Source organism: Methylocella silvestris (genome assembly GCF_002891535.1).
Taxonomy (GTDB): Bacteria; Pseudomonadota; Alphaproteobacteria; order Rhizobiales; family Beijerinckiaceae; genus Methylocapsa; species Methylocapsa silvestris_A.
The window spans coordinates 14019-38153 of sequence record NZ_PDZR01000005.1 but is presented as its reverse complement, the minus strand read 5'-3'; the positions used below and the strand labels follow the sequence as shown (position 1 = coordinate 38153).

Sequence of the window (24135 nt, the reverse complement as noted above, 5' to 3'; positions counted from 1 at the left end):
CATGTGATTTTAACGCGCCGCGGCGATCAAGATTGTGCGCAATTTTTCCGCAGGCCGCCGTAGTAACCGGAACCCGCGATAATGACCAATTCAGACGCTCACGGCGATCCGCATCATGACCATTCCCATGGTCACGCAGATGGGCATTCCCACGCGCACGTCCACGCGCCGACGAACTTCGGGCCGCGATTCATCATCGGCATCGGCCTCAACATCGTAATCGTCGTGCTCGAACTGGTTTACGGGCTGATCTCCCACTCGGTGGCGCTGATCGCCGACGCCGGTCATAATTTGTCCGACGTGCTCGGCCTTTGCGTCGCCTATGTCGCGATCATGCTCGCCGCGCGTCCGCCGTCCGGCCGCTTCACCTATGGGTTGAAAGGATCGTCGATCCTCGCGGCGCTGTTCAACGCGATGTTCCTGCTCGTCGCCACGGGCGCCTTGAGCTATGAGGCGATCCGCCGTTTCTTCGATCCCGAGCCCGTCGCCGCGGGAACGATGATGGCTGTGGCGGCGATCGGCATGGTCATCAACGCCGCGACGGCGGCGCTGTTCGTCTCCGGCCAGGGCGACGACCTCAATATCCGGGGCGCTTTTCTGCATATGGCGGCGGATGCGGCAGTATCGGCCGGCGTCGTGCTCGCCGGCCTTCTGATCCTCGTCACCGGACAGCTCTGGCTCGACCCGTTGATGAGCCTTGTGATCAACGCCGTGATCATTCTCGGCACCTGGGGGCTGCTGCGTGAAAGCGTCGTGATGTCGCTCGCCGCCGCCCCGAAGGGCGTTGCGGTCGGCGATGTGCGCGGCTTTCTGGCCGGGCTCCCCGGCGTCGCCTCCGTGCATGATCTCCATATCTGGTCGATGAGCACCAGCGAAATCGCCCTGACCGGCCACCTCGTGACGCCGGGCGGCCATCCCGGCGACGCCTTCCTGATGGATACGGCGCATCATCTCAATGAACGCTTCCGGATCTGCCATGTCACCTTGCAGATCGAGACGGATGAGACGACGGCCTGCGCGCTCGCTCCCGAGGAGGTGGTCTGAGTCAGGCCGCGCCCGGCCGGCGAGCGGCGGATAAGCCGCCCGCAGCTGTTCCCGAAGCGGAGCGCGACCTTTTGACCGCTGACTCCAGCTCCTTGTTCGTCAGTCCGAAAAATTGCCGGGTCCTTCCGGGCGGAAAGGACTGACGCCCGCGTCTTCACGTCCGCGTGTGCCGGCATGGTCATATTGCATGGCGTCGACGCCGGGCGACGACTGCGCCGCTCCTTCGCCCGCATAGATGCCGTAATAATCCCGAGGGGCGGGCGCGCCATGCTCGCTTGCGGCCGACGCCGCGCCCGCCGAAGCCATCAGCGCCGCTGCGACCATGGCGGCGCGCCGCGCCCTGCCGTTTCGGATGATGCCGATCATTGAAATGCCCATGATGTTGCTCCTTCGATTTTGGCGCCTTGCACGGATTGGCGTGAGGCGAACCTTGGTCGATAGGTAGGGCGTAGCTGCGTGATTTGCAGGTCCTGAAAAGTCAATAGATGTTGATGGAATAAATTGAAAAAGCGAGTGTTGCCGCTGTAACAAAGCAGTGTTGCATCATTTCTGTTCAGTCTGCGCAGAACGCGGGCGTTGTTTCCAAATATATGACAATTATCATCCTGAGAGCTGATGCAGACGCAACAGAGCAGACGGAGGCTTTGCTTTAGATCGTTTCAGCGGTCCTGAACAAAGGACCGATCACATCGCTGAAAATTTCAAGGTCGGCGCTCCGTTTGGACGCCAGCGGGCTCAATGGCTTCAGGACGACGCTGTGCGGCGCGAGCTCCGTTTCGATCGCGCGCAGCCCGTCGCCGACCTCCTCGGTGGTGCCGATCAGCGAATCGTCGATCACGCGCTCGACGTCGAACCACTCCGTCCATTCCGGCTGCATGCGCGCCGTCGTGGATTTCATGCGTTCGATGAACGGCGCCAGCAACTCCGCCGCTTCCTTCCTTGCCTGCGCCCGCGTCCGGGCGAGATGGAAGAAGCGCATCAGCACGAGTTTCGGATCGCCCTGAGGCGCGGCGTCGCGATAGGCGGCGACATTGCGCGCGACGATTTTCAGCGGGAAGGGCGGGCCAGCCATGAAGCCATAGCCGAGCGCGGCGGCGCGCCGCACCATATCGGGCGTCGATGTGGCGATGAAAGTCGGGACCGGGCGTTGCAGCGGCTTCGGCGTCAGGCGGAGGCGATCCGTCTTGAAATAAGCGCCGTCAAAACTCACTTCGTCTTCAGCGAGCAGCCTCTGGATCAGCGCCAGCGCCTCGATCGTTTTGTCGCGGCTGTCGGCGAGATCGACGCCAAAATGCTTGTTCTGCATCGGGAACGGGCCGCCCTTGGCGACGCCGAAATTGAACCGTCCTTCCGACAAGATGTCGAGCGTTGCAACTTCCTCCGCGATCAGCGCCGGATTGTGAAAGGGCAACAGCGTCGCCGCCGATCCGAGCCTGATGCGCGAGGTGCGCGCGGCGAGAAAAGCAAGGACCATCAGGCAGGAAGGAATCGGCGATTCGGCGTTGAAATGATGCTCGACCACCCATGCTTCGTCGAAGCCAAGGCCTTCGGCCAGCCGGACGAGGCTTATTTGTTCGGCGTAGGCCTGCGCGAAGTCGCCATGAGGATTGTCGAAAGTGCTGAACAGACCAAACCGCATGGCGTCCTCCGTTCTCTTACCCCGTTCGCCGGGCCGAGAGAAAATAAGCGATATATAATATAATATCGCTAGCGTCACCCCGCGTTTTTCGCCGGCGCAGCAGCGCCGGCGCGGCGCTGGCGGCTCAAGCCGAAATGATGACCTTCAGCGCTTTTGTATCGGCCGCCCGCGAAAATGTGTCATAGGCGTCGATGATCTGATCAAGCGTGAACCGGTGCGTGATGAGTTGCAGGGGATCGAGCTTTTTCGACTGCACGGTCTTCAGCAGCATCGGCGTCGTCACGGTGTCGACAAGCCGCGTCGTGATCGTGATATTGTGCGCCCAGAGCCGTTCGAGGTGGAGATCAACCTTGACGCCATGCACGCCGACATTGGCGATCACGCCGCCCGGCGCGACGATATCCTCGCACAGCAGGAAGGTTGCCGGAATGCCGACGGCCTCGATCGCCGTATCGACGCCGATCCCGCCCGTCAGCGCCTTGACCGCCTCGGCCGCCTTGCCGTCCGCGCTGTTGATTGTATGCGTTGCTCCGAAGCGGCGCGCCACATCGAGGCGGTTGTCGTCGAGATCGACCATGATGATTTCGGCGGGCGCGTAGAATTGCGCGGTGAGCAGGGCGGCGAGGCCGATCGGGCCCGCGCCGACGATCGCGACGGTGGATCCAGGCTCTACCTTTCCGTTCAGCACGCCGCATTCGAAGCCGGTCGGCAGAATGTCGCTCAGCATCACGAGCGCTTCCTCGTCGGCGCCGGCCGGAACGCGGTAGAGGCTGGTGTCAGCGTGCGGCGTGCGCACATATTCGGCCTGCGTCCCGTCGATTTCATTGCCGAGGATCCAGCCCCCCGTCGTGCAGTGGGAGTAGAGCCCGCGGCGGCAATAGTCGCATTTGCCGCAGGACGAGATGCAGGAGATCAGCACGCGGTCGCCGGGCCGAAAGGCGGTGACGCCGGCGCCGACGCTGTCGATGATTCCGACGCCCTCATGGCCGAGAATCCGCCCCGGCGCGCAGGTCGCCACGTCTCCCTTCAGAATATGCAGGTCGGTGCCGCAGATCGTGGTCTTGACGAGTTTGACGATGGCGTCGCCGGGCGCCTCGATCTGTGGTTTCGGGCGAGTCTCGAGCGCCTTTTGGCCGGGTCCGTGATAAACGAGCGCTTTCATGATGTCTCCTCAGGGCGATGCGCCCGCGCCGCAGGCAAGCATATCGGCGGCGAACCCGCCATGACCTTCTTCACGGCGTTCGGCGTTGGAGCTTGTCCGGTTCTGGACGGGACATGCTCCAACTTATTGATGTAGAGCGATTTCCTGTCGATCAGATGTTTCGATGTGATCGGAGAGCCCTCCAAGCGTTTCGCGTGAAAGCCAATCTGAGGCGCAAGGCTCGATTTGCCGCCCGGCGGAGGCTATGCTCGCGACTTCAGGCGCGAGGGATGTGCGGAAATAGGATCATGTCCGCGCGGCTGCGGGATATTTTCAAAAATGCGTCTCGACGATGATGCTTTGCCCGAACATGCGCCCTTCCTCAGAGACGAGGCGGCGCGGGGCCTCAAGGCGGCAGGAGCCGGCGCATGGCGCTGGCGCCCCGCGACGGGCGCCGTCAGACTGTCGGCGCTGGCGGCGACGCTGCTCGGCGCCGAGGCGGCGACTCTCGACTATGCCGGCTTCCTCGATCTCGTCGCCGCCGAGGACCGCGCGGGCGCCGACGCCGCGCTGCGCGCCAGTGCGCAAGCCCTGGCTCCTTATGATTTCGACTTTGCTCCGGCGCGTGCCTCGGCGGAAACGCGCATCCGGGCGCGCGGGCGCTTCATGGGCGCGGGCGAGGCCGCCGAGGCGGTCGGCATTCTGATCGCCGGGCGGTGGCGAAAGTCGAGTGAGGAGGCTGAGAGCAGGCTCGCCGCCATCGTCGCCTTTTCCGATGACGCGATCATCGGCGCGACGCCAGAGGGCGTCATCACCGACTGGAACAGGGGCGCGGAGACCGTGTTCGGCTACAAGGCGGAAGAGATCATCGGCGACACCATCGCCGTTCTCGCGCCGCAGAACCAACGCGACGAAATGATGAAAATCCTCGAGCGCATCAGGCGCGGCGAGCGGATCGAGCATTTCGAGACGCGGCGGCGGCGCAAGGATGGCGTGATCATCGACGTCTCGGTTTCCGTCTCGCCCGTCTGGGACGAGGCGGGCCATCTCGTCGGCGTCGCCAAGGTCGCCCGCGACGTCACGACCGCCAAACGCGCCGAGATCGAACTCCGCGAGCGCGAGGCGCATCTGCGTTCGGTGCTCGACACCGTTCCCGAAGGCACCATCGTCATCGACAGCATGGGCGTCATGCAATCCTTCAGCGCCAACGCCGAGCGGCTGTTCGGCTATAGCGCAAAGGAGGCGGTCGGCCGCAACGTCAGCCTGCTGATGCCCTCGCCCTATCGCGGGCAGCATGATTCCTACCTTGAACGCTATGGGCGCACCGGCGAGCGGCGCATCATCGGTCTTGGCCGCGTCGTCGTCGGGCTGCGCAAGGACGGCTCGACCTTTCCGATGGAGCTTGCCGTCGGCGAGATGCAGTCGGGCGAGCGCCGCTTCTTTACAGGCTTTGTGCGCGACCTCACCGAACGGCAGGAAACCCAGCAGCGGCTGCAGGATTTGCAATCGGCGCTGGTGCATATCTCACGATTTACCGCGATGGGCGAGATGGCCTCGACCCTCGCCCATGAGTTGAATCAACCGCTGACCGCCATCGCGAGCTATCTCAACGGCTGCCGCAGGCTGCTTGACGCCGACAAGGGCGGCGACAAGACGGCGATGGTGCGCGACGGCGTCGAACGCGCCGCCGCCCAGGCTCTGCGCGCGGGCCAGATCATCAAGCGTCTGCGCCAGTTCGTCGCCCGCGGCGAGAGCGAACGGCAGGTCGAAGGCCTGCCCAAATTGATCGAGGAGGCGAGCGCGCTGGCCCTTGTCGGCATCAAGGAAACCGGCGTGCGCGTCGGCTTCGCCTTTGATCCCCGCGTCGCTTTCGTGCTGGTCGACAAGATCCAGATCGAGCAGGTCATCCTCAATCTGATGCGCAATGCGATCGAAGCCATGCTCGACTCGGCGCGCCGCGAATTGACAATCGCCACGGCTGAGCTTGCCGGCGACATGGTCGAGGTCAGCGTCGCCGACACGGGGCCGGGAATTTCGCCCGATATCGCCGCGCAGCTGTTTCAGCCCTTCGTGACGACCAAGCCCGACGGTTTGGGAATTGGCCTGTCGATCTCGCGCACCATCATCGAGGCGCATGGCGGCCGCTTGTGGGTCGAGCCTAATCCCGGCGGCGGAACCGTGTTCCGACTCACCCTCAAGGCCTTAAGCCGTGAGGAGATGACCGATGGCTGACGCCGTGATCCATTTGATCGACGATGACGAGGCGGTGCGCCGGGCGCTCGCCTTTCTGCTCATGGCCTCGGGCTACGCCGTGAGGGTCTATGAGTCGGCTACGGTCTTTGTCGAGGGGCTCGGCGACGCGCAGCCAGGCTGCGTCGTCACCGACGTCAGAATGCCGGAGGTCGACGGCATCAAATTGTTGCATCTTATGAAGGCCAGCCGCAGCGGGCTGCCGGTCATCGTCATGACCGGCCACGCCGACGTTCCCTTGGCCGTAGAGGCGATGAAGGCGGGCGCCGTCGACTTCCTTGAAAAGCCGTTCGACGACGAGAGCCTGCTCGCGGCGATCCGCCTCGCGCTTGACCGGCAGACGCATGACGCGCAGATCGAGGTGGAATTCGCGGCGATCCGCGCTCGGCTCGAAAATCTCTCCCCGCGCGAACGCGAGGTGTTGGACGGCCTTGTCGCGGGGCAGCCCAACAAGACCATCGCCTATGATCTCAAAATCAGCCCGCGCACGGTCGAAGTGCACCGCGCCAATGTCATGACCAAGATGGGCGCGGCGAGCCTGTCGGAACTGGTGCGCATGGCCTTTGTGGTGCGCTCGGGATCGCATTATTGAGCGCTTCAGATCGCGATGATTCGCGCTCAATCGGTCCGAAGCCATGAAAAAAAAGGATCGATCCTGAATGCTTGCAGCGTGACGTCGCGCCCGAAAAGGCGGCAACTTTTTGGCCTCACGCTGCGGCGTCGAGTCGCGGCGGCCATTGGTCCGTTGCGCTGAATCAAGGCGCTGCTCGGCCTTGCTGATTATTTTCTTCCTATGATTACGCAATGCGGCGTCGCGGCCGACGCTGGAGCTCCTTTTATGGCTAATGCGGAGCGTCTCGTTCTGATCGCCGACGACGATCAGGGCGTGCGCGACGCGCTGCAGTTCGCCTTGAGACTCGAAGGGATCGACGTGCACGCCCACAGCGGTCCGGCGGAGCTTCTGGCCGACGCGGATCTGCCGCGCGCAGCCTGCGTCATTCTCGACGGCGGCATGAAGCAAATGAATGGATTCGAATTGTTGCGGCGGCTACGGGCGCGCAACAAGCAATTGCCCGCGATCGTGCTGACCAATCATGCGACCGCCGGATTTCGCCAGCAGGCGGGCGCCGCCGGGGTTCATCTCGTTCTGGAAAAGCCGTTGCTCGACACGGCGCTGATCGACACGCTTCTGATCATTCTCGGCGACTGTTGAGAGCCTGAAAGGCCAGTCCGCGAAGGCGGCCTGTGGCGCGGATACGTATAATCCCGTAGAACAATTGCGAATAGGCCGCGGCGCCGCCCGGAGCTACACGAAGAGACGCGATCTCTTCAGAGGTGGAGCTTTCCTATGTCGGCGACGTTCTCGGTTTTATCGGAACCTGCATTTTCGATGCGGCGCGCCGTCCCGGCGAAGGCGTCATGGATGTCCGCCTCAGCGGCTGAAAAGATCCCTGCCGGCGTCGCGTCGGGCGGCCAGTTGCTGCATGTCGCGCCGGACGCCGAACTTTACTCGGACGGCGCCGAAAGCGTTTCCTTCTACAAGGTTGTCAGCGGACTGGTGCGCACCTGCAAATTCAGGAGCGACGGCCGCCGCCAGATCGACGCCTTCTATCTGCCGGGCGACGCCTTTGGGTTCGAGGACGGCGGCCGCCACCGCCTGTCCGCCGAGGCGGTGTGCGAGGCCTATGTCGTCGCGTATCGCTGGCGCGGCTCCGAGGCGATGTCTCCGGCCGACGCCGCGCTGGCGCCGCAGCTGCTGTCGTTGGCCCTGCAGGGCATGCGACGCGCGCAGGATCACGCACTGTTGCTCGGACGCCGCAGCGCATCCCAGAAAGTCGCGGCCTTCCTCACCGACATGATCGATCGCTCCGTCAATGACGATGTTGTCGAGCTCGCCATGTCGCGTCAGGACATCGCCGATTATCTCGGACTGACCATCGAGACGGTGTCGCGCACGCTGTCCCAGCTCGAACGCGACGAGATGATCGCCCTGCCGAGCGCGCGCCGCGTGCGCGTTCAGGACCGGCTTGGTTTGCGCCATCTGAGTTCTTGATTTAACCGGCGCGCCGCTCCGGCGCTGGCGGCGCTTCAGTTTTCGGCGGGCTATGTCTCAGTCTCCCCGGGGCGTGGCCCGCCGGTCGGTCCAACGCAAATCGCGTCGGGCTCAATCTTGGGTTATCCTGCGCATCGCGATCCCGACGAGCGAAGCGGACCCATATGAACAAGCAGCTTTTTCCTCAGCCGGTCAGTCCCGCGCCGGCCACGCCGCCGGCGACAGATGGCGCCCAGATCAATACGCTCGACAGCGTGCTGCACGCGGCCGAGGGAAATTTTTCCGGCGGCCTCTCGGTGTGCGCGCATTGGCTCGCTTGTCTTGACTGGGGCGCGCATCTCGCCAATGCGCCGTTTCGCCGGCTTGAACTGGCCCAGGCGGCAGCGCGGCAATGGCGCCGTTTCGAAGGGGCGGTCAGTGGCGAAAGGCCGATCGAAGCGCCGGCGGGAGATCACCGCTTCAACGACCCGGCCTGGCGCGAGCCGCCCTTCAACGCCATCTCGCAAGGCTTCCTGCTCGCCGAGGAATGGTGGGCGCTGGCGACAAAGGGCGCGCGCGGCGTCAACGTCGACAATCAACGCATCGTCTCTTTCGCCGCGCGCCAGTTGCTCGACGTCTGGTCGCCGTCGAATTTTTTCTGGCTTAACCCCGAGGCTCTCCGCGCGACGATGAAGTCCGGCGGCGCCAATCTCGTCCAGGGCGCCAAAAATCTCCTGATCGATTTCCAGGAGTCGGTGACGGGGCGCCCCTCCGGAGCAGACGGGTTTCGCGTCGGACACGATATCGCCGCAACGCCGGGCAAGGTCGTCTTCCGCAACGAGCTGATCGAGCTCATCCAATATGAGCCGACGACCGCAAGCGTCCATCCTGAGCCGGTGCTGATCGTTCCGGCCTGGATCATGAAATATTACATCCTCGACCTGTCGCCGGAGAATTCGCTGATCCGCTTTCTCGTGGCGCAGGGCTATACCGTGTTCGCCCTGTCCTGGCGTAATCCAGGGTCTGAGTTTCGCAATTTTGCGCTCGACGATTACCGCCTCAAGGGCGTGATGAGCGCGCTTGACGCCGTCAGCGACATCTGCGGCGAGGCGAAAATCCACGCCTGCGGCTATTGCCTCGGCGGCACGATTTTGACCATCGCAGCGGCGGCGATGGCGCGCGACGGCGATGAGCGCCTCGGCAGCCTTACACTGTTTTGCGCGCAGACCGATTTCACCGAAGCCGGCGAACTGAAGCTGTTCATCACAGAGGATCAACTCGCCTTTCTCGATGATGTGATGCGCGCGCAAGGCTATCTCGACAGCCGCCAGATGGCGGGCGCGTTTCGTCTGCTTCGCTCCAATGATCTTATCTGGTCGCGCATGACGCGATCCTATCTCCTGGGCGAGCGCGAACATCCGAACGACCTTCTCGCCTGGAACGCGGACGGCACGCGCATGCCCGCGCGCATGCACAGCGAATATCTGCGCCGCCTCTTTCTCGACAATGATCTCGCCGAGGGCCGGTTTTTTGTCGCGGGCAAGCCGGTCGCGATCAGCGATATCCGCGCGCCGCTGTTTGTGGTCAGCACCGAAACCGACCACATCGCGCCCTGGCGGTCCGTCTACAAGATCGAGCTTTTGAATGACGCCGACCTGACGTTTGTTTTGACGTCGGGCGGCCACAATGCCGGCGTGGTGAGCGAGCCCGGTCACAAGCATCGGCATTATTCGATCGGCCGTCGCAAGGTCGGCGCGCTTTACGTCGGGCCGGACGACTGGCTTGCAAAGGCGGAGCGGCGCGAGGGCTCGTGGTGGCCGGCGTGGTGGGAGTGGCTCGACGCGCGCTCCGGGCCGAGTGTTCCGCCTCCTGCGATGGGCTCCGTGCATTATCCGGCGATCGCGGACGCGCCCGGCTCTTACGTGCTCGAGGAGTGAGCGCCGGGCTGCTTCTTTAGCAGACTGGCCGAATCATCCCGATGTTGCCGAAAAATCGAGGACCATCCGTCCCTCGATCTCGCCGGCCTTCAGCCTTGCGAAAATGTCGTTGATATCTTCGAGCGGCGCCCGGGTGATCTCGGCCTTGACCTTGCCCTCGGCTGCAAAGGCGATCGCCTCATCGAGGTCGTGGCGCGTGCCGACGATCGAACCGCGGATCGTGATGCGCTTCAGCACCACCTCGAAGATCGGCGTCGGGAAGTCGCCCGGCGGCAGGCCGACAAGGCTGACCGTGCCATTGCGGCGCACGAGACGAATGGCTTGACCGAAGGCCGGCGGCGAGACGGCCGTCACCAGCACGCCATGGGCGCCGCCGCCCGTCGCGGCGAGAACTTGCGCCACCGCGTCCGGCGCGCGCGCATCGACCGCGATGTCGGCGCCGGCCGCCCTGGCGAGTTCCAGTTTTTCCGGCGCGATGTCGAGCGCGACGACATGTAGGCCCATCGCCTTGGCATATTGGATGCCGACATGGCCAAGCCCGCCGACGCCCGAAATGGCGAGCCATTCGCCGGGCCTCGCCTCGGTTTCCTTGATCCCCTTGTAGGTGGTGACGCCGGCGCAGAGGATCGGCGCGATCGCGGCGAAGTCGATATTGGCCGGCAGCTTTGCTGCGAAGGGGGCAGCCGCGATCACATATTCGGCGAAGCCGCCGTTTACGCTATAGCCCGTGTTGTGCTGATGCTCGCACAGCGTTTCCCATCCTGTTTCGCAATATTCGCAGTGCAGGCAGGAGTCATGCAGCCAGGCGACGCCGACAGCGTCGCCCTCTTTCAGTCCGGTGACGCCAGGCCCGAGAGCTGCGACGACGCCCGCGACTTCATGGCCGGGAATGAACGGCGGGGTCGGCTTCACCGGCCAATCGCCGTCGGCGGCGTGCAGATCTGTGTGGCAGACGCCGCAGGCCATGACCTTGACAAGAACCTCGCCGAACCCTGGCGTCGGCACGGGCGCGTCCTCGATCACGAGCGGCTTGCCGAACTCGCGCACGACCGCCGCCTTCATCATCCTGACCATATCTGGCTCCTTAGTTTGCGCTGAAGGATAGGGGCGCGCGCGGCGGCGGCCTTGAGGCTAATCAACGCAGCGCGCCGGCTCAGCGCTCCTTCAGGAACATGTGATAGGCGGGATTGGCAGTCTCGTCCTCGTAAGGGTATCCGAGCGCCGCCAGCCTTTCATTGAGCCGCGCCCGCTCGCCCTGAGGCGCCAGCACGCCGACCAGCACGCGGCCGTAATCGGCGCCGTGATTGCGGTAGTGAAACAGAGTAATGTTGAAATCGACGCCGAGGCAATCGAGAAATTCGCGCAGCGCGCCGGGGCGCTCGGGGAATTCGCAGCGCAAGATGATTTCGTCGCCAAGCCCGCTGGCGCGCCCGCCCACCATGTAGCGCACATGCAGCTTGGCGGTTTCGTCGGCGCTGATGTCGAGCACGCCATAGCCGAGGCTTTCGAGCTCGGTGATGAGCTGCGCCTTTTCTTTTTTGGCGTCGTGCAGCCTGAGGCCGACGAAAACATGCGCCTCGCCGGCCCCAGCGTAGCGATAGTTGAACTCGGTGATCGTATGCTTGCCGAGCCGGGCGATGAAGCTGCGATAGCTGCCGCGCTCCTCGGGGATCGTGACACCGAGCAGGATCTCGCGCGCCTCGCCGATTTCGGCCCGTTCGGCGACATGGCGAAGCCGGTCGAAATTCATATTGGCGCCGCTGTTGATGGCGATGAGCGCGCCGCTGCGTTGCGGATTCTTCGCCGCATAGGCCTTGAGCCCGGCGAGCGACAGCGCCCCCGCGGGTTCGGCGACGACGCGGGTGTCTTCGAAAATATCCTTGATGGAGGCGCAGATCTCGTCCGTGCCGGCGAGAAGAATATCGTCCAGCAGTTCGCGGCAGACGCGAAAAGTCTCGACGCCGACCTGGCGCACGGCGACGCCGTCGGCGAAGAGTCCAACTTTTTCGAGCACGACCCGCTCGCCGGCCTCGATCGAGGCTTTCATCGAGGCGGCCTCGATCGGCTCGACGCCGATCACCTTTGTCTCGGGCCGCAGGAATTTCACATAAGACGCGATTCCGGCGGCAAGCCCGCCGCCGCCGATCGGCACGAAGATCGCCTCGATCGGGTCGGCGTGCTGCTGCATGATTTCCATGCCGACGGTGCCCTGGCCGGCGATCACGTCGGGATCGTCGAAAGGGTGCAGGAAAGTGAGGCCGCGCTCGGCCTCGAGCGCTCGGGCGTAGGCATAGGCCTCGTCAAACGCGTCGCCCTTCAGCGCCACCTCGCCGCCAAAGAAGCGCACCGCGTCGATCTTGATCTGCGGCGTCGTCACAGGCATGACGATCAGCGCCTTGACGCCGAGCCGCCTTGCCGACAGCGCGACGCCTTGCGCGTGATTGCCGGCCGAGGCGCAGATCAGTCCGGCCGCGCGCGCCTTGGCGTCGAGCCGCGCGATCTTGTTATAGGCGCCTCGGATCTTGAAGGAAAAGACCGGCTGCAGATCCTCGCGCTTCAGCAGTGCGTCACAGCCGAGGCGCCGGCTCAGCCGGTTCAGCCGGTCGAGCGGCGTTACAGAAGCGACGTCGTAAACGCGGGCGTCCAGAATGCGGCGAACATAATCGGTCAAAAGGGGTTCCGTCGGCTCGGGCGGCAGCGTCCAAAGCGACGCGCCCGCGCGAGCTTACGGCTCAGCCCGTATTGCGCAAGCCCGCCGCGACGCCGTTGATGGTGATGAGGATCGCCCGCAGCGTCTTGTCGTCGTGTTCGCCGGCGCGCCAGCGGCGCAGCAGCTCGACTTGCAGATGATTTAGCGGCGAAATATAGGGGAATCGGTGCCTTATGGCGCCGGCAAGCGCCGGATTGTCGGAGAGCCGCGTCGAAACGCCGGTGATCTCGTTCAACGCCTTTGTGGTGCTCGCCCACTCGGCCTTGATCGAGGCGAACACGGATTGCGCGAGCTCCTGATCGGGCACAAGCTCGGCATAGCGCCCGGCCAATCCCATGTCGGCCTTGGCGAGCACCATGTCCATATTCGACAAGAGCGCGCGGAAGAACGGCCACTCGGCGCCCATCCGCCGCAGCAGCGCCATCCGCTCGGCGGGCGCCTCGGCGATGAACTGCTCGACCGCCGAGCCAAAGCCGAACCATCCCGGCAGGTTGATGCGGGCCTGGCCCCAGGAAAAGCTCCACGGGATCGCGCGCAGATCCTCGATGCGGCGCGTCGATTTGCGCGAGGCCGGACGCGAGCCAATGTTGAGTTCGGCGATTTCGGCGATCGGGGTTGCGGTGAAGAAGTAATCGACGAAACGCGGATTGTCATAAATGACGGCGCGAAACGCTTTCATACTGGCCTGCGACAGCTCCGCCGCAGCGTCGAGGAATTCTTGCGGCGCCTCCCCGGCGGAAGACAGCAGCGTCGCCTCCATCGTCGCCGCGACCAGCGCTTCGAGATTGAGGAGGCCAATCTCAGGATTGGCGTATTTCGAAGAGATGACCTCGCCCTGTTCGGTGAGCCTGATCTGGCCCGCGACGGTGCCCGCCGGCTGGGCGAGAATCGCCTGATAGCTCGGGCCGCCGCCGCGACCGACCGTGCCGCCGCGGCCGTGGAACAGGCGCAGCGCAATGCCTTCGTGTTCCCTGAACAGCGCGGCGAGCGCGGTCGAGGAGCGGTACAGCTCCCAGTTGCTGGTGAAGAAGCCGCCGTCCTTGTTGCTGTCGGAATAGCCGAGCATGATTTCCTGCTCGGCGCCCGAGGCGCGCGTCAGCTCGGCTATTCCCGGCAGGGCGTAGAAGCCGCGCATGATCGTCGCGGCGTTGCGCAGATCCTCGATCGTCTCGAACAGCGGCACGACCATCAGCTCAGCCGCGGTTCCCGCCTCGCCGAGCACGCCATGGACCATGCCGCACTCTTTCTGGAGCGTTAGCACTTCAAGCAGGTCGCTCACCGTTTCGGTGTGGCTGATGATGTAATGGACGACGGCAGGCTCTCCGAAGGTCCGGCGCGCGTCGCGCGCGGCCTCGAAGATTTCCAGCTCTTCCTCCGTGCGCGGGCTGTAGGTCACGCCCGGCACGCGCAGCGGGCGCGGATCGCGCAGAAGGTCGATCAAAAGCTTTTGCCGCGCCGCTTCGTCGAGGGCCGAATAGTCCGGAACGACGCGGGCGACCGACATCAGTTCCTTCAGCGTTTCCTCGTGCCGGTCCGAGCTTTGGCGAAGATCGACCGAGGCGAGATGGAAGCCGAACACATCGACCGCGCGGCGCAGCGGTCCGAGCCGGCCGGGGATCAGCGCTGCGCCGTGGTTGGCGCGCAGGGAATCCTCGATAATGCCGAAATCCGCCTGCAGTTCGCCGGCGTTGGCGTAGGGCTCGCCGGGGGCGACGGCGTGGCGCAGCGCCTCGCCGCCGGTCAGCAGCGTCAGAGTCGCCGAAAGCCTGGAATACATGCCGATCAGCGCGCGCCGGTAGGGCTCGTCTTCGCGGAAGGGGTTTTCGTCGCCGGATTTGTCAGAGAGCTCCTGCAGGGCGGCCGTGCAGCCAAACAGCCGGCCGGAAATCGAAAGCTCGGCGCCGAGTTCATGGATCTCGCGCAGATAATAGCGGAGCGCGGTGTCGCATTGGCGGCGCAGCGCGAGTTCCAGCGTGCCGGCGTTGACGTTCGGATTGCCGTCGCGGTCGCCGCCGATCCAGGAGCCCATGCGAAAGAAGTTGGCGACGGGCAGACTCCCGAGATGCTCCTCGATCTTGGCGTAGAGCTGGGGAATCTGCTTCAAGAAGGTCATCTGGTAGAAGGCGAGCGAATTTTCGATTTCGTCGCGCACCGAAAGCCGCGCGTAGCGCAGGAGGCGCGTCTGCCACAGCTGCGCGATGCGCGCCCGCAGCATCATCTCATTCTGCTTGCGCTGGCGCTCGCCGCTGAGGGTTTCGCGGGCAAGCAGCAGTTGCGCGATCGCCCGCTCGGCGTCGAGCAGGCTGCGGCGCTGCACCTCTGTTGGATGGGCGGTCAGCACCGGGGAAACGCGGGCCTGCGCAATCGCCTCCGCCACGGCCTCCGGCGTGATGGCTGCGGCGGCGAGCAGCTCGAAGGTTTTGCCGAGCGTGCCGCCCTCGTGCTCGTCCGGGCGCTCGGCGGCCTGGGCGGCGCGTCGGCGGATATTGTGGCGGTCCTCGGCAATATTGGCGAGATGGGCGAAATAGCTGAAGGCGCGGATCACGGCCATCGCCTGTTGCGGCGTCAAGGCGCGCAGCAGCTCGTTCAGCTTGAGCTCGGCGTCGGGGTCGGCGTGGCGCCCGAAATCGACGCTGAGGCGGCGCGCCTGCTCGACGAGGTCAAAAGTCTCCTCGCCTTCCTGCTCGCGGATGGTGTCGCCGAGGATCTGGCCAAGCAGGCGAATATCGTCGATGAGCGGGCGCTCGATCGTGGAGGCGCCATTCGCCGGATTGGGGTCGAGAACTTTCGTCATTAATGCCTCTTCTGGGGAGGAACAGCCACCCGACCGGGCGGCGGCGTGCGCGTCGTTTGAGCGGATCGGACGCGAACCAGGCAGTTCCTCTCAAGGTTGAAGGGATGTCCCTTTTCTTCATGGCGCACAAGAAGCGCCGCCTGTTTTCTGAGCAAATCGCGCGCCAGCGCGGCGCATGAAGGGGTGGCCGATTGACAAACGACGCGTTCGTTCGAGAATGACGATAAAACAAGAGAGCTTAAGTCCGCCTCAGGACGCCTGATTGGCCGCCCGCGCCGGACCGAGGAGGCGTCGCCATGAATGGACAGAAGGCCGCAGGACCGCGCTCGATCGCCCTCATTGGCCCGCAGGGCGCGGGCAAATCCACCCTCTTTGACGCCTTGATGGGCGCCGCCGGCGCGCCGCACAAGCGGCAGGGCGAGCCGCGCGGAAACGGAAGAAGCGCGGCGGCCGCCGAGGCGCGGCTCGGCCATTGCGCCTTTCTCGGCGAGCGCTGGTCGATCCTCGATTGCGCCGGATCTGTCGAATTTGCTTTTGAAACCGAGGCGGCGCTGACGGCGGTCGATCTTGCCGTCGTCGTCGTGGAGCCGACCGCCGAGCGCGTCGCCAATTTGCCGCTGCTTTTAAAATCGCTCGAACAGCACGGGCTGCCGCATTTTATTTTCATCAACAAGATCGATGCGCTGGCGGGCTCTTTCTCCGATCTGATTGCGGCGCTGCAGAGCCATTCGGCGCGTCCGCTGGCGCCGCGGCAATTGCCGATCCGCGCCGGCGACGCTGTCGTCGGCTATGTCGACGTCGTCACCGAACGCGCCTACCGCTATGGCGACAAGCAGGAGGTCCAGCCGATCGAGCTGCCCGCCGCCATGATCGAGGCGGAAAGAGAAGCCCATGAAGGGCTCGCCGAGGCGCTTGCCGATCAGGACGACGCGCTGATGGAGAAGATTCTCGAGGACATGACGCCGACCGCCGACGAGCTTTATGCTCACTTGTCGAAGGATCAGGCGCGGGATTCGATCGTCGAGGTGCTGATCGGCTCGGCGAGCCGCGGCCATGGCGTGTTCCGGCTCTGGAAAGCGTTGCGTCACGACGTGCCGCTTGCGCTTGAAACCGCAAGGCGCCGCGGCGTCGAGGGCGGCGATCAACCGGCGGTGCAGATTTTCAAGACCGTGCAGGCCGGCAAGCTTTGCTATGGCCGAATCTGGCGCGGCGCCCTGCGCGACGGCGCGACGCTCGGCGGCGTCAGGGTCGGCGGCATCTATCGCTTCGCTGGAACCGATTCCGTGCGCGCGCCGGAGGCCGACGCGGGCGAACTCGTCGCGCTTGGGCGCCTCGACGGCGTCTCGACGGGGGCTTTTCTCGGGGCCTCGGACAATGAGCCCTTTCCCGAACCGCCGCCGCCCGTATATGAACTCGCGATCGCGCCAAAAGACCGCAAGGACGATGTGAAACTCTCGGCGGCGCTGGGAAAGCTCACGCAGGACGATCCTTCGCTCAGCGTCGAACACAGGATCGAGACCGGCGAGACGATCCTCAAAGGGCAGGGCGAAATCCACCTGAACGTCGCGATCGAACGCTTGAGTTCAATCTATAATGTCGAGGTCGCCGTGAGCGCGCCGAAGATCGCCTATAAGGAAACCATCCGGCGCGCCGTGTCGCAGCACGCAAGGCTGAAGCGGCAGACCGGTGGCCACGGCCAGTTCGCCGACGTCAAGCTGGAGATCGAGCCGCGTCCGCGCGGCGCCGGATTTCTCTTCGTCGATAAAATCGTCGGCGGCGCAATCCCGCGAAACTATATTCCGGCTGTGCGGGAGGCCGCCGAGGAGGCGATGCAGAAAGGCCCGCTCGGCTATCCCGTCGTCGATGTCGCCGTCACGCTCGTCGACGGCACTTTCCATGCGGTCGACAGCTCCGATATGGCGTTTCGCACCGCGACGCGCATGGGCGTGGTCGAGGGGCTGGCCAAGGCCGAGCCTTTCCTGCTGGAGCCGGTCGATCATGTGATCGTCAGCGTGCCGAACGCCTTTACGGCGGCGGCGCAGCGCCTGCTCAGCGGGCGGCGCGGCCAGATCATGGGCTATATGGAAAAACCCGGCTGGCCCGGCTGGGACGACGTCGAGGCCTTGGCTCCAGCCGCCGAACTGCACGACCTCATCATGCAGCTTCGCTCCGACACCATGGGCCTTGGCGCCTATCGCCGCCGCTTCGATCATCTGTCGGAGGCGAGGCGCTAGAACAAAAACCGCTCTGACTGGATCGGACATTGGCTCTAAGCCATTGTTTCAACGCATCCGCTTGGTCCCAAAGCCCTTCAGCCGCTCCAATGAGCCCGTAAAGAAAGTTCGCCATGCCGCTGATACGCATCGATCTCGTCGAGGGCCGCACCGACAACGAGCTGAAAACGCTGCTTGATGCGGCGCATGACGCCATGTTCGACGCCTTCCATGTTCCGGCCGGCGACCGCTATCAGATCGTACAGGAGCATCCGGCCTCGCGCATGATTATCGAGGATACTGGCCTCGGATTCGCGCGCACCGCGAAGGTTGTGGTCGTTCAGGTGACGACAAGGCCGCGGCCGCGCGATCAGAAAGTCGATTTTTACGCGCGGCTTGCTCGCTATCTGCAGGAGCGCTGCGGCGTCGATCCGGCCGATCTCATGGTTTCCTGCGTCGAAAACACGGATGAGGACTGGTCGTTCGGCTTCGGCCGGGCGCAGTTCTTAACAGGCGAGCTATAGAATCAATCCGCCGCCAGAGGCTGCGCGACGCCCGGCGGCGTTGATATGACCTTCGTCATTTTTTGCTTTGGCCTGAACGACGGGACTTCGTCTTTTGCGCCGCAGCGCGAAATGACGGCGGCCCTTTGGGCCTTGCGCCGTCCCCCCCCCTTAATCGATGACCTTGGTCGACGGCCGATCGTCGCCCGCGGCGCGCTCGACTTTCCATTTTCCTTTTTCGGTCTCGTATTCGATCTCCGCGGTCTCGCCGGGCGTGCGCTGCTCGGCGGCGGCGCGCTTGGCGGCGGCGAGCGCCGCAGCGTGGCTGGCGAAGGTTTCGGAATAGACGCCGTCGAATGTATAGGCCCAGCCGCCGTCATGCTCGACAACCTGGTAGGACACTGTGCTCATGAGGCGCTCCTTCATTATGTCGCGGCGTTGCAAGAAGCAGATTTGTTTAGCGCCGATGGCCGGTCCCGCCGTCAGGGCCGAACCCGCTCGGTCGTTTTGAGCCCCCAATAGCTAACATGGCTGACGACTCAACTCAAATCCGCGCCGGATCAGAGCGCGTCTTTGACAGCCGATCCTGGGGGTCTAAGATTTTGGCCGGAAGGCTCTGGCTCTGCTTCGAAGGCGGAATGAAAAGGACGAGCTTCAGCATGAATGAAACGATGCGCGATGCCGGCTCGCCCCCGCCGGGCGGCGCCGCTCCCGCCGCGCCGAGTTCCGCCGCCGGAGATGCGCGACGCGGACGCTGGTCCTTTCTCCCGTCGCTGCTGCGGCTGATCGCGGTCGCCGCCATCGGCTATCTCGCCTGGTATGTGGCCGGACATTGGGATCGCTGGACCGGCGCAGCACGCTTCGAGACAACAGACGACGCCAACATCGCCGGCGATCTGATCCCGCTCGCCGCCAAGATCTCCGGCTACATCAAGACTGTCGCGGTAAAAGACTACCAGCGGGTGCGCCAGGGCGATTTGATCGTCGAGATCGATCCGTCCGACTATGCAGCGGCGCTGGATCAGGCCAAGGCGACGCTGGAGGCGGCGCAAGCGAACCTCGACAATCTCGCCAACCAAAAAGACGTTCAGCGCGCGCTGATCCGGCAGGCGGAGGCGACGATCGCCGCGACGCAGGCGGATTTGCAGCGCTACCAGCTCGAGCTCAAACGGCAACAAGATCTTCTTCAGACGCGCATAGCGGGAACGCCGCAACTCGCCGAACAGGCCGAAGCCAACGCGAAGCGCACGCAGGCGCAGCTGTTGTTGAACCAGGCTCAACTCGACCAGCAAAAAGCCGTCCTCGCGGGGCTCGACGTGACGGCGAAGCAGCTTGCCGCGCAAAGAGATGCGGCGGCCGCAGCCGTTGAACTTGCGCGTAACAATCTCAACTACACGCGCATCGTCTCGCCTGCCGACGGAATCGTCGGCCAGCGTCAGGTCCGGGCGGGCCAGTTCGTCAACGCAGGCGCGCAGGTGATCGCGGTTGTCCCTTTGCCGAACATATGGGTGATCGCGAACTACAAGGAAACGCAAATGACCAACATGCGGGCGGGGCAGCCGGCGCGCATCTCCGTCGACGCCTTTCCCGATTTGAAACTGACGGGCCGGGTCGAGAGCTGGTCGCCCGGCACCGGCAGCACCTTCGCGCTGCTGCCGCCCGATAACGCGACCGGCAATTTCACCAAGGTGGTGCAGCGCGTTCCGGTCAAGATCGTGCTCGATCCCGACCCCGCGCTCGGCGCGCTGGTGCGCCCCGGCATGTCGGTCATCGCGACGGTCGACACGGGCGCTGCGATCGATCCCGTCGCGCCAAACCTGGCTCCAAAAAAATGAGCGTCGTCGAGGTTTCGCCCGCCGCCGCGCCGCAGACTGAGGCGGGCTCGCTGCGGCCTTTTATCGGCATCCTCGGCGTCCTTCTCGGTTCGATGATGAGCACGCTCGGAAGCCGGATCACGACGTTCGGCCTCGCGGATCTGCGCGGCGGCCTGCATGCCGGCTTCGACGAGGGCGCCTGGATCACGACCAGCTTTGGCGTCGGCCAGATGGCGAGCGGCGTCGCGAGCGCCTATCTCGCCTCGATTTTCGGCGTAAGGCGCTTTCTGCTTTATGGCGTGACGCTGTTCTTCACGACTTCGCTGCTGGCGCCTTTTTCGCCCAATCTGACGGCCTATTTCGTCACGCAATTTCTCGGCGGCCTCGGCTCGGGGACGTTCATTCCGCTGACCATCAGCTTCATCGTCCGCAGTCTGCCGCAGCGGCTGATCATTTATGGCGTCGCCGTCTATGCGATGAATTCCGAGCTATCGCAGAATATCGGCGCTTCGCTTGAGGGCTGGTACGCGGAGAATTGGTCCTGGGCCTTTATCCATTGGCAATATTGCATCGCCTTGCCGCTGATGTTCGTCTGCGTTTTTTATGGCGTGCCGCGCGATCCGCCGACGTCGCTGCGTCTGCGCGACCTCGACTGGCCGGGCCTCGTCTATGGCGCCTCCGGCTTCGCCTTGCTCTACGCCGGCCTCGATCAGGGCAATCGGCTCGACTGGACGAACAATGGCCTCGTCAACGGGCTTCTCATCTCCGGCGCGCTGTTCAGCTGCCTTTTTATCGTCCGCGAATATGTCGCCGAGCGGCCCTTCATCAATCTGCGTGTCATCGCGCGTGAAAGTCTCGCTCCGCTGATCCTGCTGCTTGCCGGCTATCGCTTCATCATCCTGTCGACCGCCTATATCATCCCGAGCTATCTGCAGACGGTTCAGAATTTCCGCGAGCTGCAGGTCGGCTCCGTGCTGCTGTGGATCGCGCTGCCGCAATTCGTCATCGTGGCGCCGCTCGCCGCGCTTCTAACGCGGGTCGACCCGCGTCTCGTGCTTGGCCTCGGAACCGGCTTTATCGGCGTCGCGTGCCTCATGGCGACGGGTCTCACCAGCCAATGGGCGACGCAGGATTTCCTGCCCTCGCAGGTTTTGCAGGCGATGGGCCAATCCTTCGCGCTGACCGCGCTGCTTGTTCTGATCGTCCGATCGATCAAGCCAGCCGATGCGCTGACGATCGGCAGTCTGATGCAGATCACGCGGTTGCTTGGCGGTGAAATCGGCACCGCCTTCATGCAGACGTTTGTCCGGATCAGGGAGCAAGTCCATTCCAATCTCGTCGGTCTGCATGTCGAAAGTTTCTCCGCGCAGACTGCCGCGCGGCTCGACGCCTACCGCAGCATTCTTGCGGGCAGCTCCTCCGAGGCCGAGGCGGCCGCGCGCGCGGCCAAATTGCTCGGCCAGCATGTCGCGCAGCAGGCGGCGGTGCTGTCCTACATCGATGGCTTCCTCGCCGCCGCCTTCGGCAGCTTCCTCTGCCTGCTTGTCGTCGCCATGGTCAGATATCGCCCGCCATCGCTCTGCTGAGACCGATCCTGCCGCCTTGCGATGGCGCCTCGTTTTTGCGCCCGATCCCGCCTATATCGGCGGACAGAGCAAGGACGCCAGCCAAGGACGAGAGATGGATAGATTGCTGCAGCCGATTGCCGAGCAGCTTAAGCTCCAGGGCTTTGCCTTCGCCAAGGCCGATGCAATGGAGACCGTGCTGCGCAGCGCGGGGCTTTCCGACTGGAACGGCTTTGCCGAGAGCTGGAACGACCTCGGCGTCGACGGCTTCATGGCCGACGGCGGACGCTATCGGCGCAGGCGCTTCGCCGCCTTTTCGATTTCCGGCGAAGGCGCGCTTCGCAAGCCGCATCAGCCGCATTACCAGAGCCGCGACTATAACGCCCTGAACGGCGGGCTCGAACGCTGGTTCAGCCCGGTCGCCGACGACATTGGCGCGCATCCGGCGATGCGGGCGATTTTGCGCATGAGTTTCGATCTGTTCGATCGGCTGACTCCCGCCGATCAGCGGCCCGAAGCCTGGCATGTCGAGGTCCACCAGTTCCGCATCGAGGCGCGCGCGGGCGAGGCAGGGCTACCGACGCCCGAAGGGCTGCACCGCGACGGCGTCGACTGGGTGCTGGTGCTGTTGGTCGATCGCCAGAATGTCTCGAGCGGCGAGACGACGATCCACGATCTTGCAAAAACCGAGATCGGCGCCTTCACGCTGACGCGGCCGCTCGACGCCGCTTTCGTCGATGATTTTCGCGTTTACCACGGCGTGACGCCGGTGACGCCGCTCGATCCCGCGCATCCCGCCTGCCGCGACGTGCTGGTGGTCACTTTCCGGCGTTAAGCTCTTCGGCGTCGGCGCCTTTCTGCGCCGGCGCAGGCGGCCGTTCCGGCATCCGGACGACGAGCCCCTCGACCTCGGCGGATAGCGCGATCTGGCACGACAGGCGGTCGTCCTCGTGCGGATCGTCGATATAGCGCAGCACGCTGCGTTCGCCGCGCCCCGACGGAGTCACCCGATCGCGCCAGAGTTTTTCGATGCGGATCCGGCAGCCGCCGCAACAGGCGCGCCCGTTACAGAGCGGCGTCACAGCGGCCTTCGCGCGCAACAGGGCGTCGAGCAGGCGTTCCCCCTCAAAACCCTCGATGCGGCGTGACGGGCCGCTCTCGCAGAGAATGACCGCGACCGGCGTTGCTGGCGGCGCCTCCGGCTCTGCGGGGGCGATGGCGGGCTCTTCCATATTCGGCCTGTCTCAATTCAATTATGGCGCGGCGATGGTCGCGCTCGTGCAGATTCCGGTCCATCGCGTCGCGCCAAGACATCACATTAATCGGAGCGAGCCGCCATGTCGTGGCGCACGCATTGGGGCTGAGCAGCAAATACTTGGGGCCGCGCCGCAAGCACAACGCCAAATCCGCCCAAGCACAGCCGCCAAGTTTTGAATTATTCTATTTATTGAATAACAACAAATGCTTGAGCCTTTTCGGAGAAAGGCTTAGGCATTGCGTTCGAAAGATAGCAGACGGGCGTGCGGCTATGACGGCGTCATCGCCCGGCTGGCGCAATCCCGCCTGTCATCGCTCTGGAGCCATATGTGAGCCCTCGCCGATGTTAGTTCCGTTTCTGATTATGCTGCGCGAAGGCGTCGAGGCGGCGCTGATCGTCGGCATTGTCGCGAGCTATCTGAAACAGACCGGCCGCGGCGATGCGATGCCCCTCGTCTGGCTCGGCATTCTGCTCGCGCTGGCCCTGTCGCTTTTCGTCGGCGCCGGACTTCAACTCGCAAGCGCGGAATTTCCGCAGAAGGCGCAAGAGGCTTTCGAGGCTCTGGTCGGGCTGATCGCTGCGGCTGTTTTGACTTCGATGGTGTTCTGGATGCGCAAGGCGTCGCGCTCGATCAAGGGCGAATTGCAGCACTCGGTCGACGCCGCGTTCAAGGGCGGTCGCCACAGTCTTGCGCTGATCGGCATGGTGTTCTTTGCGGTGGCGCGCGAGGGGCTGGAATCCGTGTTCTTCCTGCTCGCAATCTTTCAGCAGAGCCAGAGCGCCGAGGCGCCGCTCGGGGCGCTGCTTGGCGTCATCTGCGCGATCGCGATCGGCTACGGCGTCTATGTCGGCGGCGTTCGGCTCAATCTGCGCAAATTTTTCCGCTGGACGGGTGTCTTCATTCTCTTCGTCGCGGCCGGCATCCTCGCTGGGGCCCTGCGTTCGCTGCATGAGGCGGGCCTTTGGAACAGCCTGCAGACCGTCGCTTTCGATGTGAGCCATATTCTACCCGCCGACGGGCCGCTCGGCGTGCTGTTTTCCGGACTTCTCGGTTATCGCGACGCGCCGACTGTTGGCGAGCTTGTCGTCTATGTTGCTTTTCTCTCCGTCACGCTTGTCCTGTTCCTTATGCCGGCCGCGCCGCCAGAACCGGCGCCTGCGTCACGGGCCAATCTGCGACAGAAAGTCTGATCCATGGACGCGACGCCCTCTAAACAACCCCCGGCGGGATGGGG

20 protein-coding genes are annotated in these 24135 nt (G+C 64.2%); 12 read left to right on the top strand and 8 right to left on the bottom strand.

Annotated features, from left to right (window positions below):
• Nucleotides 1-81: 81 nt before the first annotated feature.
• Entirely contained in the window at nucleotides 82-1044 is a 963-nt protein-coding gene (locus tag CR492_RS06695; RefSeq protein WP_102842975.1) for a cation diffusion facilitator family transporter, read from the top strand.
• Between the two features lie 99 nt (nucleotides 1045-1143).
• Here CR492_RS06695 and CR492_RS06690 read toward each other — a convergent pair whose 3' ends face one another.
• The 3 genes from CR492_RS06690 to CR492_RS06680 form a co-directional block, all read right to left on the bottom strand.
• Nucleotides 1144-1422, bottom strand: a complete 279-nt coding sequence (locus tag CR492_RS06690) for a hypothetical protein (protein WP_102842974.1) — start codon at nucleotides 1420-1422, stop codon at nucleotides 1144-1146.
• 271 nt (nucleotides 1423-1693) lie between these two features.
• Nucleotides 1694-2683: an LLM class flavin-dependent oxidoreductase gene (locus CR492_RS06685; RefSeq protein ID WP_102842973.1), complete on the bottom strand. Its 990-nt coding sequence runs from the start codon at nucleotides 2681-2683 to the stop codon at nucleotides 1694-1696.
• Between the two features lie 124 nt (nucleotides 2684-2807).
• Complete coding sequence (locus CR492_RS06680; protein ID WP_102842972.1) at nucleotides 2808-3845, bottom strand: zinc-dependent alcohol dehydrogenase family protein; 1038 nt, start codon at nucleotides 3843-3845, stop codon at nucleotides 2808-2810.
• A 318-nt stretch (nucleotides 3846-4163) separates the two neighbouring features.
• On the opposite strand from CR492_RS06680, the gene CR492_RS06675 reads away from it, so the two are divergent.
• The 5 genes from CR492_RS06675 to CR492_RS06655 all read left to right on the top strand — a co-directional run bounded on the left by CR492_RS06675 (nucleotide 4164) and on the right by CR492_RS06655 (nucleotide 10043).
• Entirely contained in the window at nucleotides 4164-6056 is a 1893-nt protein-coding gene (locus CR492_RS06675; RefSeq protein ID WP_102842971.1) for a PAS domain-containing sensor histidine kinase, read from the top strand.
• Nucleotides 6049-6666, top strand: a complete 618-nt coding sequence (gene fixJ / locus CR492_RS06670) for a response regulator FixJ (RefSeq protein ID WP_102842970.1) — start codon at nucleotides 6049-6051, stop codon at nucleotides 6664-6666. The genes CR492_RS06675 and fixJ overlap by 8 nt, the downstream gene beginning before the upstream one ends.
• Before the next feature lie 246 nt (nucleotides 6667-6912).
• Entirely contained in the window at nucleotides 6913-7287 is a 375-nt protein-coding gene (locus tag CR492_RS06665; protein WP_180982456.1) for a response regulator transcription factor, read from the top strand.
• 210 nt (nucleotides 7288-7497) lie between these two features.
• A complete protein-coding gene (locus CR492_RS06660; RefSeq protein ID WP_245411995.1) occupies nucleotides 7498-8127 on the top strand; it encodes a helix-turn-helix domain-containing protein in 630 nt (209 codons plus the stop codon).
• A gap of 164 nt (nucleotides 8128-8291) precedes the next feature.
• Nucleotides 8292-10043 (top strand): alpha/beta fold hydrolase, encoded by a 1752-nt coding sequence (locus tag CR492_RS06655; RefSeq protein WP_102842967.1) that lies wholly within the window; start codon nucleotides 8292-8294, stop codon nucleotides 10041-10043.
• Between the two features lie 33 nt (nucleotides 10044-10076).
• Here the strand turns inward: CR492_RS06655 and adhP are convergent, their stop codons facing one another.
• The 3 genes from adhP to ppc all read right to left on the bottom strand — a co-directional run bounded on the left by adhP (nucleotide 10077) and on the right by ppc (nucleotide 15547).
• Entirely contained in the window at nucleotides 10077-11117 is a 1041-nt protein-coding gene (gene adhP, locus CR492_RS06650; protein WP_102842966.1) for an alcohol dehydrogenase AdhP, read from the bottom strand.
• A 79-nt stretch (nucleotides 11118-11196) separates the two neighbouring features.
• Nucleotides 11197-12714, bottom strand: coding sequence for a threonine ammonia-lyase, biosynthetic (ilvA, locus tag CR492_RS06645; RefSeq protein WP_102842965.1), 1518 nt, complete (start codon nucleotides 12712-12714; stop codon nucleotides 11197-11199).
• Between the two features lie 61 nt (nucleotides 12715-12775).
• Nucleotides 12776-15547 (bottom strand): phosphoenolpyruvate carboxylase, encoded by a 2772-nt coding sequence (gene ppc, locus CR492_RS06640; RefSeq protein WP_102842964.1) that lies wholly within the window; start codon nucleotides 15545-15547, stop codon nucleotides 12776-12778.
• A 296-nt stretch (nucleotides 15548-15843) separates the two neighbouring features.
• On the opposite strand from ppc, the gene CR492_RS06635 reads away from it, so the two are divergent.
• Both CR492_RS06635 and CR492_RS06630 read left to right on the top strand, forming a co-directional pair.
• Nucleotides 15844-17781 carry an elongation factor G gene (locus tag CR492_RS06635; protein ID WP_102842963.1) on the top strand — a complete coding sequence of 646 codons (1938 nt, stop codon included), beginning with the start codon at nucleotides 15844-15846 and terminating at the stop codon, nucleotides 17779-17781.
• Between the two features lie 113 nt (nucleotides 17782-17894).
• Complete coding sequence (locus CR492_RS06630; RefSeq protein ID WP_102842962.1) at nucleotides 17895-18284, top strand: tautomerase family protein; 390 nt, start codon at nucleotides 17895-17897, stop codon at nucleotides 18282-18284.
• 150 nt (nucleotides 18285-18434) lie between these two features.
• On the opposite strand, the gene CR492_RS06625 is transcribed toward CR492_RS06630, so the two are convergent.
• On the bottom strand, nucleotides 18435-18674 hold the full coding sequence (locus CR492_RS06625; protein WP_102843074.1) for a DUF2188 domain-containing protein: 240 nt from the start codon (nucleotides 18672-18674) through the stop codon (nucleotides 18435-18437).
• Nucleotides 18675-18922: 248 nt separating this feature from the next.
• On the opposite strand from CR492_RS06625, the gene CR492_RS06620 reads away from it, so the two are divergent.
• The 3 genes from CR492_RS06620 to CR492_RS06610 all read left to right on the top strand — a co-directional run bounded on the left by CR492_RS06620 (nucleotide 18923) and on the right by CR492_RS06610 (nucleotide 22477).
• Nucleotides 18923-20098, top strand: a complete 1176-nt coding sequence (locus tag CR492_RS06620; RefSeq protein ID WP_102842961.1) for an HlyD family secretion protein — start codon at nucleotides 18923-18925, stop codon at nucleotides 20096-20098.
• The gene (locus CR492_RS06615; protein ID WP_102842960.1) at nucleotides 20095-21663 is read left to right on the top strand and encodes an MFS transporter; all 1569 of its coding nucleotides are present in this window, start codon (nucleotides 20095-20097) and stop codon (nucleotides 21661-21663) included. Before CR492_RS06620 ends, CR492_RS06615 begins: the two co-directional genes overlap by 4 nt.
• 94 nt (nucleotides 21664-21757) lie before the next feature.
• Nucleotides 21758-22477: a 2OG-Fe dioxygenase family protein gene (locus tag CR492_RS06610; RefSeq protein ID WP_102843073.1), complete on the top strand. Its 720-nt coding sequence runs from the start codon at nucleotides 21758-21760 to the stop codon at nucleotides 22475-22477.
• Here CR492_RS06610 and CR492_RS06605 read toward each other — a convergent pair.
• On the bottom strand, nucleotides 22461-22874 hold the full coding sequence (locus CR492_RS06605) for a 2Fe-2S iron-sulfur cluster-binding protein (RefSeq protein ID WP_102842959.1): 414 nt from the start codon (nucleotides 22872-22874) through the stop codon (nucleotides 22461-22463). The two genes, CR492_RS06610 and CR492_RS06605, sit on opposite strands and share 17 nt — an antisense overlap.
• A gap of 368 nt (nucleotides 22875-23242) precedes the next feature.
• Between CR492_RS06605 and efeU the strand changes: the two genes are divergently transcribed.
• Entirely contained in the window at nucleotides 23243-24091 is an 849-nt protein-coding gene (gene efeU / locus CR492_RS06600) for an iron uptake transporter permease EfeU (RefSeq protein ID WP_102842958.1), read from the top strand.
• Nucleotides 24092-24135: the final 44 nt, after the last annotated feature.